The sequence below is a fragment of the Caballeronia sp. LjRoot34 genome, from assembly GCF_964253815.1.
Taxonomy (GTDB): Bacteria; Pseudomonadota; Gammaproteobacteria; order Burkholderiales; family Burkholderiaceae; genus Caballeronia.
The window spans coordinates 1780166-1794583 of sequence record NZ_CAXUSB020000002.1; the positions used below are offsets into that span (position 1 = coordinate 1780166).

Below are 14418 nucleotides of genomic sequence, written 5' to 3' on the forward strand. Positions count from 1 at the left end.
GCTTGAGCACCTTTTGAGCGCCATGATCCGGGCGCCATGAAATAAACGAACCAGCGTGTTGGTAGCGGCAAGAGCAAGCTTAAACGATGTGCGAACGCAATCGGTCGGGGATCATCCTTCTTTCGGAACCAGATTTCCTTCCTAAATTAATTCGGCATGCGAATTATTTACTTGAAAACATTTCATCTTCCAATAAATAGGCTCGAAGAATTTTTGGGTCTACCGGATGCCACGAGCCGCCGAGTACACCGCCGCGCGAAAGAAAGCCCGCCAATCATAGGGCGACCAATCAAGGGAGACCGCTGAGTAAGCCGATGGTAACGATGTAGCACGAGAATAAAAAGCCGCCAAACCCGATATAAAGTATCGGCGGAGCTCTGGCGATGCACCCTTTCACCCTTTCGCAGGGTGTCGTTTGACACGTTGTGGACCGGCGCGAACGTGACACGAGCATGTCGTCGGGGCGACTGACTGCCAAAGCAGCCCTGTCCCGCGAACCGGATGTATGCTTCTATAGGCTCGATGAGTTTCTAGCGGCGGCCCCTTTCCATAAGGTGACTGCGCGGTATAACATCCGTGAACGCAGCAGCACACCGGCTTCATTTATTCGGATAAAAGCTTTGCGCCCGCGTTAAGCCGGGACCGCAGAGGCGGAAAGAGGTTCGTTCCGCTGTTGCCGGAATCCGTAACGGCTTATCAATATTCAATCCGATGCCTAAAGACATTCCAGCAGACATTCCGGCAGACATTCCAGAACCACAAACCGTTTGTAATGCCGTCACCCGTAGTGCAATTTTCATCGTCGCGACATTCGCGGGTGGCCACGACCCGGCAGACACAGTGCGAGCGTGGTGCGCGGATATCGCCGCCCTCGTGCGCTCGGTCGGCAAGCGTGTCCCTTCCGGCAACCTGTCGTGCGTGTGCGGCTTCGGCTCCGACGCCTGGGACACGCTGTTCGGCGCCCCGCGCCCCGCAGGGCTGCACCCGTTTCGCGAATTCGGCGAGGGCGAACGCCGCGCCGTGGGTACGCCCGGGGATATCCTGCTCCACATCCGAGCAGACCAGATGGATCTCTGCTTCGAGCTCGCCACGCAGCTGGTAGGACGGCTCGGCGACGCGGTCTCGGTCGTGGATGAAGTGCACGGTTTTCGCTACTTCGACATGCGCAGCATGGTGGGCTTCGTCGACGGTACCGAAAATCCGACGGGCCGCGAGGCCGTCGATTTCACGCTGATCCGCGACGAGGATCCGGAGTTCACGGGCGGCAGTTATGTCCTCGTGCAGAAGTACCTGCACGACATGACCGGCTGGAACGCGCTTTCCGTCGAGACCCAGGAGCGCATTATCGGCCGCACGAAATTATCCGATATCGAGCTCGACGCCGCGGTCAAACCATCGTCGTCGCACAGCTCGCTGACCACGATCGTAGAGAACGGCGAGGAAGTGAAAATCCTTCGCGACAACATGCCCTTCGGCCGGCCCGGCGCCGGCGAGTTCGGCACCTACTTCATCGGTTATGCCCGTTCGCCCGAGCCGATCGAGCAAATGCTCGAGAACATGTTTGTCGGACGGCCGCCGGGCAACTACGACCGGCTGCTCGACTATAGCCGCGCGGTCACGGGTGGCCTCTTCTTCGTTCCGTCGGCTACCCTGCTTGAGGCGCTGGCAGAACGCGATCCAGAGTCCGCTGCCGCTGCCGTTGCCGAACAGCAGCAACCCGATACGTCTTCCTCCGCCGAGCCGCGCCATGACGGCTCACTGAATATTGGCTCTCTCAAGGGAATCTCCCAACATGAATAACCTGCATCGCGAGCTTGCCCCAATTTCCCGTGCCGCCTGGTCGCAAATCGAAGAGGAAGTGGCCCGCACTTTCAGGCGCAGCGTCGCCGGCCGTCGTGTGGTCGACGTCAAGGGTCCCGGCGGCACGGAACTCTCCGGCGTCGGCACGGGGCATCAGATCGCGATCAGCGCGCCGCAGCAAGGTGTCGTGGCGAAACTGTCCGAGGTGAAGGCCCTCGTTCAGTTGACCGTGCCGTTCGAGCTGCAGCGCGATGCGATCGACAGTGTCGTGCGCGGCGCAAAAGATGCCGACTGGCAGCCCGCGAAGGACGCGGCAAAGGAGCTCGCTTATGCAGAGGATCGTGCGATCTTCGACGGGTATCAGGCTGCGGGTATTGGCGGGATTCGCGAAGGTTCGTCAAATCCAGCGCTCGCGCTACCGGCCGACGTCAGCGATTATCCCAACACGATCAGCAACGCGCTCGAACAGCTGCGGCTTGCCGGCGTCGACGGCCCCTACTCCGTGCTGCTCGGCGCCGACGCATACACCGCGCTCGGGGAGGCACGCGATCAGGGTTATCCGGTTATCGAGCACATCAAGCGGATCGTGAACGGCGAGATCATCTGGGCGCCCGCACTCGCAGGCGGCAGCGTGCTGTCCATGCGCGGCGGCGACTTCGAGTTGCATCTTGGCGAAGACGTGTCAATAGGCTACACGAGCCATACCGACACGGTAGTGCGCCTCTATCTATGCGAAACACTGACATTTTTAATGCTGACGAGCGAGGCGTCGGTGTCAGTAACGCAAGCGGAATAAGTGGAAAGCAGCCGGATGCCCTGGTAACGGCCTGGCTCTTCCCCACGGGCATTGCAAACGAGATTGCCCAGCTCGCGTTCGGACTCGTACCCGGCGCGATCGCAGTGGCGGTTGCGCCGTCGTTCGGCCTCGACGCTCGCGAGGCGGCCGGCCAATTGCTCAAGCGCGGGCTCAACGGCCGGGAAGACAAAGCCTGACACGCTCCCGGCGCCACGGCCATCGTTACGGGTTCAGGCCCGCAACGATGGCTTCAGCAGTACGGAAACATCATCGTCGGGAAGTACTTCATCAAAGCGGCTTGTCACTCCGCCACAGTCGACGTGTACTCTCTCCAGGATTTCCGAAGCGCACTTTTTCAGCATCGCCACGATCATCCGTACACGTGGCGGCACCGGACGTTGCGCCTGGATCAGCACATTCAGATCGAAGGGCAGCACCTCGAATTGCGGCAGTATGCGCACCAGCCGGCCGTCTGCGAGCGCGTCGACGCAAGCAGGCTCCTCCAGGACACCGATGCCCGCACCCGAGAGGATCATTTCATACATGGGCCGCCAATGACTGGTCTTGACCGCGGTATGGATCGGCACGCTTTCCACGATGGTTGCCACTTGCCGGAGCGGCAACTGGTCCGTGCCGAACATGCCCTGGACCCGAATGAACGGGTGTTTTACCAGGTCAGACGGCTCGGAGATGGGACCGTGCTGGCTCAGACAGCCCGGCGCAGCAACCACGATACGTCCAACCTGACCGAGCTGACGGGCGATGAACGCTCCTTCTCCGAGCGGCCCAAGACGAAAGGAAATGTCTACACCCTCCGTCACGAGATCGACGATCCTGTCGTTCAGGACCAGTTCCAGATTCAGTTGAGGATAGGCTGCGCGCACAAGCGTCAACGCCTGCGGCACGACCGTCTCGCCGAAGCAGTGGGGCGCCGCGATACGAATCGTGCCCCTGAGGACCTGCTCGTCGTTCGACACTTCGGCAAGCGCCTGTTCCACGGCGTGCAGGATCCTCTTGCTACGCTCGTAGAAGGTGAGGCCGTCGGGTGTGCAATTGAAAGCGCGTGCACTACGGAGCAACAACCGGCAGCCGAGGTACTTCTCGAGTCGCTCAATGCGTTCGCTCGCGGCAGGCTGCCCCATATTGAGGTCTCTCGCTGCACCGGAGATACTGCCGCGCTCAACCACCCTGACGTAAATGCGCATGGCTTCTAGCAGATTCATCGCGCCCAACCTGCCTTTGCGCCGAACGCGCCTGATTCGAGCGCCGAACGCGGCTGCTGGTACACGCTTGCGCTTCCCTTCGGTCTTGCCTCTTGCATGCTTTGGCTCCAATGATTGCGCATCGCCACATCCCTGCATTGGGACTTGGCACTGCGCATTCCATGGAGGAAAGAGTAAGACCGGAGCATCGGTCCCAGAGTGCACAGATCGGGTCGGCTCGCGTCAGTACAGTTCTGCTACGGTCCCGGCACCGGGCGGGCGGCCGGTACACTGGCCCAAGCGACACTTACCTAAGCGACACTTACCCAAGCGAAGCGCCACGGGAATCGTCCGATGAATCTCTATGAGAAGCTTGCAGACGACATCGAGAGGTCGATCCGGCAAGGCGTATACCGTCATGGCGAACGCCTCCCGTCGGTCAGGCAGACCAGCCAGCAGCATCGAATCAGCGTCACGACAGCGATCCACGCGTATTTGCTGCTCGAAAGCCGTGGCCTGGTGACGAGCCGGCCCCAATCCGGCTACTTCGTTAACTTCCGCAACGACGAGGGCGAGCGGAAGACGCTCGAGCTCCGGCCGTCGAAACCGATCCCGATTTCGTCGCCGGTTGACGTCAGCCGCCTGGTGCTCTCGACGCTGCGCTCGATCGGTGTCGACGATGCGGTGCCGCTTGGTTCGCCCTATCCCGACCCCTGCCTGTTTCCATTCGAAAAACTCAACCGCTACGCCTACGACGCGGGCCGGGGTAAGGCGCTGTGGGGCGTGACGGACGCGCTGCCGCCCGGCAATGCGAAGCTCGTGCGCCAGATCGCGCGCCGCTACCTGGAGAACGGCATGGCGGTTGATCCGAACGAGATCATCATCACGGTCGGCGCGACCGAGGCCATCAATCTCTGCCTTCAGGCAGTCGCGAAGCCCGGCGACGTGATCGCCGTCGAGTCACCAACGTTCTACGCGATGCTCCATGCGATCGAACGGATGGGCATGAGGGCCATCGAGGTATCGACTCATCCGGAGCACGGCATCGATATTGACGCGCTCGCGGCTATCGTGGAGTCGCAGACTGTCACTGCCTGCATGGTCATGCCGAACTTCCAGAATCCGCTGGGCTTCAAGATGCCCGACGAACGCAAGCGCGAACTGGTCCAGTTCTTGACGAAGCGGGACATTCCGGTCATCGAGAACGGTGTCTACAATGAGCTGCACTATGACGGCACACACCCGAGCACGCTGAAGTCCTTCGACACGAAGGGGCTGGTACTTCACTGCGCTTCGTTCTCAAAGAGCCTGACGTCAGCCTACCGGATTGGCTGGGCGTTGCCGGGGCGTTATCGCGATCAGGTCGAGAAACTCAAGTTCCTGAACACGTTGACCTCTCCGTCGATTCCGCAGTTGGCGATTGCGGAATTCCTCGAACGCGATGGTTTCGAGCACCACTTGCGAAGGGTACGCAAGGCGTATGCGCTGCAGGCCAATCTCATGAAGGCGATCGTTTCGCGTTTCTTTCCCGAGGGTACGCGCATGTCCAACCCCGCGGGCGGATACGTGCTGTGGGTCGAATTGCCGCCTAAAGTCGACGCCATGCGGCTCTATAAGCTTGCGCTCGAGCAAGGCATCACCATCGGACCGGGATACATGTTCTCGGTCTCGGAGACGACCTATCGGAATTTCATCCGCCTCAATTACAGCAGCCCCTGGTCGAGCGAAATCGAGCAGGCGGTGATTACCGTCGGCAAGCTCGTGACGATGTGCGCCCGCTAGCGGCACGCTCGCCGCTGCCTGAGCGGTGCGAGCGTGCGGACGTGTGAACCCGTATGAACACGCGTGCTTCAGGTCAACCTCAGCCTCCCGTGACGGGCGCAAAGAACGCGATTTCGCTGTCCTCGCGCACGACAAACGTCTCGTTGACCATCTCATGGTTGACGGCTGTACGGAGCGGCCGGTCTACGCGCGGTGCCTCGAAGCATCGATGTCCACAATCTCCTGCGAGACGCCGAATTGTTCGCGAGCGCCGGCGAACTACCTGATGGTGAGTTTCATTCGTGTGTTCCTGTCGCCGTAAGCGCTGCGGCGGCTTTGTGGCGAATCTCGCCGGATACATCCAGGGAGAAACCTTACGTCAGTTGATACGGGCGCACCGGTACGACCTCATCTGGAATTTCACATCCACACAGCTCGAGAATCGATCGTTCGATGGTGCAAGTCATTGCGTCCAGTGCCAGCGCATTAGGCGCGACGGTGAACGGCTCGGCAACTTCACTGGCAATCGCTTCGAGCGCAATAAGCGTATAAGAAATGAAAACGCAGAGAAGCGGCGTAAAGAACTCCGTCGAATCGACGAGACCGAACGGCAGCAACACGCAATAGGCATAGACGGTGCGGTGAAGCAACACACTGTAGGCAAACGGAATAGGCGTGGATGCAATCCGTTCGCAGCTTCCAATCGCGCGTCCCAATTCATTGATCTGCGCGTCGAACATCCAGAGCTTCGTGTCCGTTGCCAATGCTTGATCCTGCAGATCGGCGAAGTCGCGACGGATGTCATTGAGAAGCGCAATCGGCTTGTAGCAAGTGTGCTGCAATGCCCGGGTTCGCGTGCGGCCGACAAAGCGAAGGAGATCCGGAGTCGGGTCGGTCCCGCGCAGTTGATGTTTCAACGCATAGACGCACGCAATCAGCGTATGGGCCATATGAAGCTTGTCAGCGCCGCACGGGACGTAACACAGCATCTGCGACGTCAGCGCGCGCGTGGAGATCAACAGGTTGCCCCACAGATGCCGCGCCTCGTTGAAGCGCTCGTAGCTCGCGTTATTCCGGAACGCAAGGAAGATGGCGAGAGCAAGACCGAATAGCGTGAAGGGTGCTGTATTGAGCGGAATTTTCTCGCCGAAAATTCGGCCTTGCGTCAGCACGGCGAGGCTGCTGACAGCCCCCATGAACACCAGTTGGGGAATGATCGACTGCAATACGGAACCGTTCCAGACAAATAGCAACCGGAACCAATTTTCCCCTGGCCTCACGATCATGATGTGCTCTTGTAGTGTGCTGACTGCGCCGTCACCATCAGTGATAACCTGCGTCCCCTTCCCTCACCTTGCCCCGGAATACGCGGTACTGCATGACGTTGTAGACAAGGATGACCGGCAGCACGATCACAGTGCCGACCAGCGTAAATAGCTGGCTCGAGTGGCTCGACGACGCCTGCCAGATTGTCAGGGATGGCGGAACGATGTTCGGCCAGATGCTGATGAGCAAGCCGCTGAAGCCGAGAAAACAGAGCGCGAGGGTGAGAATGAAGGGGGTCGCTTCGTGCTGCAACCGAAGCGAGCGGAAGATGCCCCATACACAAGCTATGACAAGGATTGGCACCGGCAGGAACCAGCCGAGATTGCCGCTTCCAAACCAGCGAAGCGCAACCGCAGGCAATCCGATCACCGTCCAGAGACTCACGATGACAATCGCTCCGAGCAGCACGCTCACGAGCGGCCTCATGACCTGCCGCATTTTGCGCTGCAGTTCACCGTCCGTCTTCAGGATGAGCCAGCCGCAGCCGAGCGTCGCATAGGTGAAGAGCACGCCGATTCCGCAGAACAGGCTGAACGGCGAGAGCCAGTCGAACGGACCGCCGGCGAAACGGCTATCGACAATCTTGATGCCTTGCAGCAGCGAGCCCAGCACGATTCCCTGGCAGAGCGCCGCGAGCGCGGAACCACCCATGAAAGCGAGATCCCACGCGTGCTGGGTCCTGACGGCCTTGGTACGCAACTCGAAGGCAGCGCCGCGGAAGATCAGGCCCACGACCATCAGGATGAGCGGGAGATAGTTCGCCGGCAGGAGCGTCGAATAGACCACCGGGAACGCCCCGTAAAGCCCGGCGCCGCCGAGCACGAGGAACGTCTCGTTACCGTCCCAGACCGGTGCGATGGTATTAAGCATTACTTGACGATCGCCTTTCTCCTCGAAGAACGGAAACAGCAGCCCGATGCCGAGATCGAATCCGTCGAGCATCACATAGATGAAAACGCCCAGTCCGATGATCGCGGCCCACACGACAGGAAGATCGATTTGCATGGCGTTACTCTCCTTCGAGTGCTTCGAGCGCTCGATTGAGCAATATCGGATGCTTGCCGGCCTTGCGGCCGTCAATATGCTCCTCCGGCCCGCGTTTCATCATCTTCAACATGTAGTAGACGCCCATGCCGAACACGAGGAAATACACCAGCACAAAGATCAGCAATGAAACGCCGGCTTGCTGGGCACTGATGGGTGAGAGGGAGTCCGCGGTACGCAGAACGCCGTAAACCGTCCAGGGCTGGCGGCCGACCTCCGTCGTTATCCACCCGGCCAATAGCGCCACGATTCCAGAAGGCCCCATGCACAGCACGAAACGCTGATACCACCGCGTTTCGTAGAGACGGCCGCGCACTCTGAGCAGTAGCCCGAGCAGCGCAGTCAATAGCATCAACATGCCGAGACCCGCCATGATGCGAAACGTCCAGAACACGATCGGCGAATACGGGCGATCCCCCGGCGGAAACTCTTTCAGGCCGCGAATCTCGCCGTCCCAACTGTGGGTCAGGATCAGGCTGCCCAGATGGGGTATCTGGATCGTGTATCGCGTCACTTCCGCGTTCATGTCGGGCAGGCCGACCAGATTGAGTGCGGTGCCGCCGTGCTCGGTTTCCCACAGGCCTTCGATTGCCGCGATCTTGGCCGGCTGGTATTTTCGCGTGTTGAGTCCGTGTGCATCGCCAACAAAAATCTGTATGGGCGTCAGCAAAAGCAGGATCCACAGCGCCATCGAAAAACTACGCTTGACGGGTTTGTCGCGCCGGCCATGCAACAGATGCCACGCACCGCAAGCGGCGACAATGAAGGCCGCGACGATGAATGCGGCGATCGTCATATGCGCGAGTCGATACGGAAACGACGGGTTGAAAATAACTTTCATCCAGTCGACCGGTACGATACGACCATTCTCGATGGCGAATCCTTGCGGCGTCTGCATGAAGCTGTTCGACGCGAGAATCCAGAAAGTGGAAATGAGCGTGCCCACCGCAACCATCAGCGTGGCGAAGAAGTGCGCGCGGGGACTGACGCGTTGCCAGCCAAACAGCATGACGCCGAGAAACCCGGCCTCAAGAAAGAACGCCGTCAGCACTTCATAGGTCAGCAGCGGCCCGGTGATGTTGCCGGCTATCGTGGAGAATCCGCTCCAGTTGGTGCCGAACTCATAGGCCATCACCACACCGGAGACCACCCCCATTCCAAAGCCGACCGCGAAGATCTTCGACCAGAACAGAAACATGTCCTTGTAGGCTGTGTCGCCGGTCAGCAACCAGCGCCATTCCAGCACGGCCAGGAAACTGGCCAAACCGATGCTGATGGCGGGGAAAATAATATGAAATGAGACCGTGAACGCAAACTGCAACCTGGCAAGGTGGAATGCATCGAAGATTTCCATGATTGATCAACGGCTCCAGGTGATAACGGAATTTGCGCAAAAACGGGCGCCCTGTGGCGGCAGGCTCACTACGCGGTTCACCCAACGCGATCACTTAACGTCTGCTGAAAATGGATTGAACGGGAATCGCAAGTGTGTGCGTCAATGATGCGCGTCAATGCCGGGCGCGACATTACCGCTGGATGCCTCTGGCAAAGGCAACGTTCAAAGGCAACGTCCAAAGACAACATTCACCCGGCATCCTGCGCCTAAAGTCACGTTTCTGCTGAGCGCAAAACATGCACCGGCACAGACTTGTACGAAGGCGTGCCACTCTCTTTGTCAAGGTAGTCGAGTGGCACCAGCACGTTGGCTTCCGGGTAGTACGCGCCGACCGAGCCCTTCGCGATGTTGTAGGCGATCGCGGTAATGTTCTCCAGGCGAAGCTGTCTGCCCGACGACGTAATCGTTTCGATGTCGACCAGATCACCGTGTTCGAGTCCTTGCTCGGCAAGATCGTCTTCGTTCATGAACAACACGTCACGCCGGCCGAACACGCCCCGGTAACGATCGTCCAAAGCGTAGATGGTGGTGTTGTACTGGTCATGGCTGCGCAGCGTGATGAGACGGAGCACGTTTTCAGCGCCGAGGACGTCGGCGTCTTCCTGCACTCCGCCGTACACTGAGAATATCGCTTTTCCTGACGGCGTGGGCCACACGCGTTCGGTCGGAGGAAGTGGCATACGGAATCCCCCTGGCGTTCTGATCCGTTCATTGAAGGCCTCGAATCCCGGCACGGTTTGTTCGATCAGGTCCCGAACCTTGTCGTAGTCGGCGATCAATTCCTTCCATGCCACCTTGCTGTCCGGCAACGTGGCCGTGGCAATGCCGGCGACGATCGCCGGCTCGGAACGCAAGTGTTCGGACGCAGGCGTCAGCTTGCCCGAAGAGGCGTGGACCATCGACATGGAATCCTCGACCGTAATGGATTGCTGGCCGCTCGCCTGGATATCCAGTTCCGTGCGGCCCAGAACAGGCAGCACGTAGGTTTCTTTGGCCACTAGCAGATGCGAACGATTGAGCTTGGTACCGAGGTGGACGCTCAGATCGAGCTTGCCCATGGCGGGAAAGGACTGCCCGGAATCGGGTAACGCGACAGCGAAGTTTCCGCCCAGGCAAATCAGGGCCTTGGCCGTGCCGGCGATCATCGCCTGCATCGCCTGGACGGCGTCGTGCCCGTGCGCTGCGGGCGGCTCGAACCCGAATACCTCTTCAATCTGTTTGAGGAAGGTGGCGGACGGTTTTTCCGTGATACCGACCGTGCGATTGCCCTGCACGTTGGAATGTCCGCGCAAAGGACAAATGCCTGCGCCGGGTTTGCCGATGTTGCCGCGCAATAACAACAGGTCAGCAATCAGACGGACGGTCGCGGTCCCTTTGTTATGCTGGGTTACGCCCATTCCGTAGGTGACAATTGTCGCATTCGATTTTGCATAGGCAATGGCAACCTGCTCCAGATCTTCACGGCTGAGTCCGCTTGCCTTTTCAATATCCGCCCATGACGTCGCGTCCAGATCGGCAGCTAACGCTTCGAAACCTTGCGTATGCGTGGCGATAAACTCGTGGTCGAGGACGGTGTTGCCCTGTTCTGCATCCATCGCCAGGAGCGCTTTCATGATGCCCTTGAGGGCGGCCGCATCTCCTCCGGCGTCGACCTGAAAATAGGTCGACGCAATCCGGGTCGATCCGAAGGTCGCCATTTCGATCATGCTCTGTGGATCAGCGAAGCGCTCAAGCGCGCGCTCGCGCAGAGGATTGAACACGATGATCGGGACGTTGCGCCGCGAGCATTCGTGGAGTGTTCCCATCATCCGCGGGTGATTCGTCCCGGGATTGTGGCCGATCGAGAGGATCAGTTCGGTCGCGTCGAAGTCATCCAGCGATACCGTGCCTTTGCCGATCCCGATCGACCGGGGCAATCCGACGCTGGTCGGCTCGTGACACATGTTCGAGCAGTCGGGGAAATTGTTCGTCCCATATTCGCGCGCGAACAACTGAAAGAGGTAGGCTGCCTCGTTCGACGCCCTGCCTGACGTATAGAACTCGGCCTCGTCGGGAGAGGACAACCCGCGAAGGACTTCACCGATGCGAGCGAACGCGTCGTCCCAGGCGACCGCCCGGAACTTGTCCGTGGTGCGGTCGTAGACGAGAGGATGCGTCAGTCGGCCGAGATCCTCCAGTTCGAAATCGGATCGTTGTAGCAGCGACGACACCGTGTTGTTTTCGAAAAACTCCGGACCCACCCGCTTGGTCGTCGCTTCCCATGTGACGGCCTTGGCGCCGTTTTCGCAGAACTGGAACGTGGATTTGTGTTCCTTGTCAGGCCAGGCGCACCCCGGGCAATCGAAGCCGTCAGGCTGATTGGTCCGCAGCAGCGTAATGGGCGCCTTTATGCTTTCCATTTGCAGCCGTACGGCTTGAGCCGTCGCCCGGAGCGCTCCCCAGCCTCCGGCGGGTCCGTCATACGGCCGGATTCCCGGAACTTCGCGTCGCGTGGTCATATGAGACTCCATGAACAGCCCCAGGAGACCTGGAGGCTGTCTTGCTTCGGGGTTACGCCGCATCACGGCGTAAGGCTTACGCTGCCGCCTGCGGGCCTGAAGGTGCGCGCCACTTCCTCTTCGATCTGCGACCAGGCGGCACGGGAGATTGGGGCGAACTCGCGGCGCAGGTTATTCACGTTGCGAGGTTCCTTTGAGAGAACCAATATTCAGCGAGGCGTCGCGGTGCGCTTCAGCCGAAGAAACTAGCGACGGAATGCGTACATGACCCACTCGAATGCAAACCGAACCTGAGCATGATCGGCATAACGAAATCCCAGATACATCGTTGGATTCTATGGATTGATCGTGAATAAGGGAACATTGGTTTTTCCGATGATAAGTATTGGCGAAATGCCACCAAGGGCGTCCCGCAAGTGACCGGCTGCGTGGGCATATCGGAGGCTGCGTGGGCATATCGGAGGCTGCGAGCCGGCTATCAATATCGATGAAGACAATGTACCGTTCATGCGGAGCGCTATGGCGGACGTGCGATTCGGCAAGTCAACGAAACGCGTGCGTCATGGGCCAGGCTCGCGGACTGTCCGTTCATGGTGCCGACAATTAAAATCAAGCGGTATAGGCCATCACGTGTCTTCGCACGAGACTCCCCCGTGGCTTGCCTCCAGACGCCTTACTATCGTGCGACCCCGCGTTTGCTTCCAGCTTGAGGTTAGGATAGTAGAAATTTGTAGAAGTCAAAATACCATCTCGACCGATACAAGGAATCATCGGGAGCGACCAACGCGCCGACGGCGCTTGGCAGATCGATCTCTCCAGGCAGACAGAACGACTGCAATGGCCGGCATTGAGACACTGGCTTCGCAGGGTAGACAGTCTCCGGACCTGGACCTTACAAAATGCCTGATTTCCAGATCATTTGAAACGCAGCGGCAAGTACAAAAAGCAGCACCAAAATCCGGAACGCGCCAGGCGGCAGTTTGTCTCGAAGCGGGCGCACAAGCATGATGCCGATAATGACAGGAACACTTGCCGCAGTCGAAATAGCGATGTCGGTCAAGCTCGTATGAGCGCCTCCGCTAAACGTGAGGATCAGGGTAAGGATCGACACAACGAGAATGATCGCGATCTGTTTCGTAAATGCCTTGCCGGTTGCCCCTGTCGCGATCAGATACATCGCAAGCAAAGGGCCGGGCACGGACGCGATACTTTCCATCACGGCCGCGCCAAATCCAAACACAAAACCAGCGGGCCTGGCCAACCCAGGCGAAAGCGTGAGCTTCGGCGCCGCGAGCAGCAACAGCGCGGCAAGCATCAGCAGACTACCGGCGGCGGCTTGCGCGCGATGCGGTGCGAGTGAAATCAGGACCGTCACGCCAACGATATTTCCCAAGACCGTGCCAATGAGCGGCGCCGCAATTCGGCGAACCGTTGGTAGCATCTCGCCGCCTTCCAGCGCTTGCGGGATATTGCCGAGAATGATCGGCATCGACAGAAGAAGTACTGCCTGCTTGATCGGCAAGAATTGACTCAATATTGGCATTGCGACAAGCGGCACGCCGATACTGACGATCCCTTTGACCATGCCGCCAAGCAAGAGCGCAACAACGACCCCGAGTATTTCGGGCATATTGAGCGCATGAAGGCTAGCGCCGAGAACGCCGTCAGTGAGATTGATTTGGACCGCCGTGAGAATGACCGCCGTGAGAATGAGACATGCCTTGGCCGCCCTGCAATATGAACGACCGAATCATAGGGTTCAGCGTTGGAGAGGCCACGCATTTCTAAGGCGGCTATTTTAGCGCCGGCTGCACGGCTTCACTGTTTGTGTGATTCAGCTCGCAATGGCGCAAACGTGTGGGATATATGACCGTGTCGCCATACACCCATGCGCTCGCTCATTTACTTCCGCCCTACGCGGAAAATCCCGTCGGCGGCCGCGGTCGAAAGCCCACAATCACGGCGTTGGCATCCTCGAAGAACACATCCGGGAAGATCGTCGAGATTTGGGCAAGCGCGACGCGGGCCGCTGTGAGCATCATCGAAAGTTGCTGATCGGATGCCGACTCGCCGAACAGCAGGCGCTGCACGAGCGCGACGCCGCCGTACCTCGCAAAGAGGCGCAAAACATAGCCAAGGGAGGAATTGGTCAGCATTTCGGCGCCGTATGTGTCGGCAAGCGCGGTGAGGATGGCGAGCTCCACCTTGTTCGGCCGGCGGGGCACACGACGCTCTGCCGGACGCGTCCCACTTGCTGGCATGCCGCCGCTAGAAGGCGAGACACGGGCGACAATCTGGCTCTCCGCATCGAGTGCTTGCACCCCCGACCTCTGCCCGGCCCTGAATGCCGAAATGGCTGCATCCATACGAAGCACGAGACGAGCGGTCTCCTGACAGGCTTGATAGGGCGTGGGTTCGGACATGGGCAAAACTCAAGTCGACGGTGCCCAACTTTACACTGGAAATGCACCGCCCGTCGCACCGCGAGGGCGAGCTTGCTCAATGATCGAGCCGATCATGTCGCGAACCGGTCCAGACCTGGAATCCGCCGCATGACCGGCTCGTGTGCGGCGCATCGCGCACATTTTCGCGCAC

General features: G+C 59.4%; 10 protein-coding genes and 2 pseudogenes. 3 read left to right on the top strand and 9 right to left on the bottom strand.

The features are described from left to right. Window positions 1–735: 735 nt before the first annotated feature. Both ACSQ36_RS27535 and ACSQ36_RS27540 read left to right on the top strand, forming a co-directional pair. On the top strand, window positions 736–1800 hold the full coding sequence (locus ACSQ36_RS27535; protein ID WP_436184960.1) for a Dyp-type peroxidase: 1065 nt from the start codon (window positions 736–738) through the stop codon (window positions 1798–1800). Then, complete coding sequence (locus tag ACSQ36_RS27540; RefSeq protein ID WP_213765393.1) at window positions 1793–2596, top strand: family 1 encapsulin nanocompartment shell protein; 804 nt, start codon at window positions 1793–1795, stop codon at window positions 2594–2596. The genes ACSQ36_RS27535 and ACSQ36_RS27540 overlap by 8 nt, the downstream gene beginning before the upstream one ends. A gap of 230 nt (window positions 2597–2826) precedes the next feature. Here the strand turns inward: ACSQ36_RS27540 and ACSQ36_RS27545 are convergent, their stop codons facing one another. Beyond that, complete coding sequence (locus ACSQ36_RS27545; protein ID WP_436184416.1) at window positions 2827–3819, bottom strand: LysR family transcriptional regulator; 993 nt, start codon at window positions 3817–3819, stop codon at window positions 2827–2829. A gap of 333 nt (window positions 3820–4152) precedes the next feature. On the opposite strand from ACSQ36_RS27545, the gene ACSQ36_RS27550 reads away from it, so the two are divergent. Continuing rightward, window positions 4153–5580: a PLP-dependent aminotransferase family protein gene (locus ACSQ36_RS27550; protein WP_436184417.1), complete on the top strand. Its 1428-nt coding sequence runs from the start codon at window positions 4153–4155 to the stop codon at window positions 5578–5580. 79 nt (window positions 5581–5659) lie between these two features. Here the strand turns inward: ACSQ36_RS27550 and ACSQ36_RS27555 are convergent. From ACSQ36_RS27555 to ACSQ36_RS27590, 8 genes and pseudogenes are all read right to left on the bottom strand, one after another. After that, window positions 5660–5859 (bottom strand): annotated as a pseudogene (locus ACSQ36_RS27555) (MoaD/ThiS family protein). Window positions 5860–5933: 74 nt separating this feature from the next. Beyond that, the gene (locus tag ACSQ36_RS27560; RefSeq protein WP_436184418.1) at window positions 5934–6845 is read right to left on the bottom strand and encodes a bestrophin family protein; all 912 of its coding nucleotides are present in this window, start codon (window positions 6843–6845) and stop codon (window positions 5934–5936) included. A gap of 37 nt (window positions 6846–6882) precedes the next feature. Then, on the bottom strand, window positions 6883–7890 hold the full coding sequence (gene cydB, locus ACSQ36_RS27565) for a cytochrome d ubiquinol oxidase subunit II (protein ID WP_213765398.1): 1008 nt from the start codon (window positions 7888–7890) through the stop codon (window positions 6883–6885). A 4-nt stretch (window positions 7891–7894) separates the two neighbouring features. Continuing rightward, window positions 7895–9283 (bottom strand): cytochrome ubiquinol oxidase subunit I, encoded by a 1389-nt coding sequence (locus ACSQ36_RS27570; RefSeq protein WP_213765399.1) that lies wholly within the window; start codon window positions 9281–9283, stop codon window positions 7895–7897. A 254-nt stretch (window positions 9284–9537) separates the two neighbouring features. Further along, window positions 9538–11823: an FdhF/YdeP family oxidoreductase gene (locus ACSQ36_RS27575; protein ID WP_436184419.1), complete on the bottom strand. Its 2286-nt coding sequence runs from the start codon at window positions 11821–11823 to the stop codon at window positions 9538–9540. A gap of 95 nt (window positions 11824–11918) precedes the next feature. Continuing rightward, window positions 11919–12002 (bottom strand): annotated as a pseudogene (locus tag ACSQ36_RS27580) (encapsulin); the annotation flags it as partial. A gap of 713 nt (window positions 12003–12715) precedes the next feature. Continuing rightward, window positions 12716–13453 (bottom strand): TSUP family transporter, encoded by a 738-nt coding sequence (locus ACSQ36_RS27585; RefSeq protein WP_436184420.1) that lies wholly within the window; start codon window positions 13451–13453, stop codon window positions 12716–12718. A 283-nt stretch (window positions 13454–13736) separates the two neighbouring features. Then, window positions 13737–14246, bottom strand: coding sequence for a hypothetical protein (locus ACSQ36_RS27590; RefSeq protein WP_213765402.1), 510 nt, complete (start codon window positions 14244–14246; stop codon window positions 13737–13739). Window positions 14247–14418 lie beyond the last annotated feature (172 nt).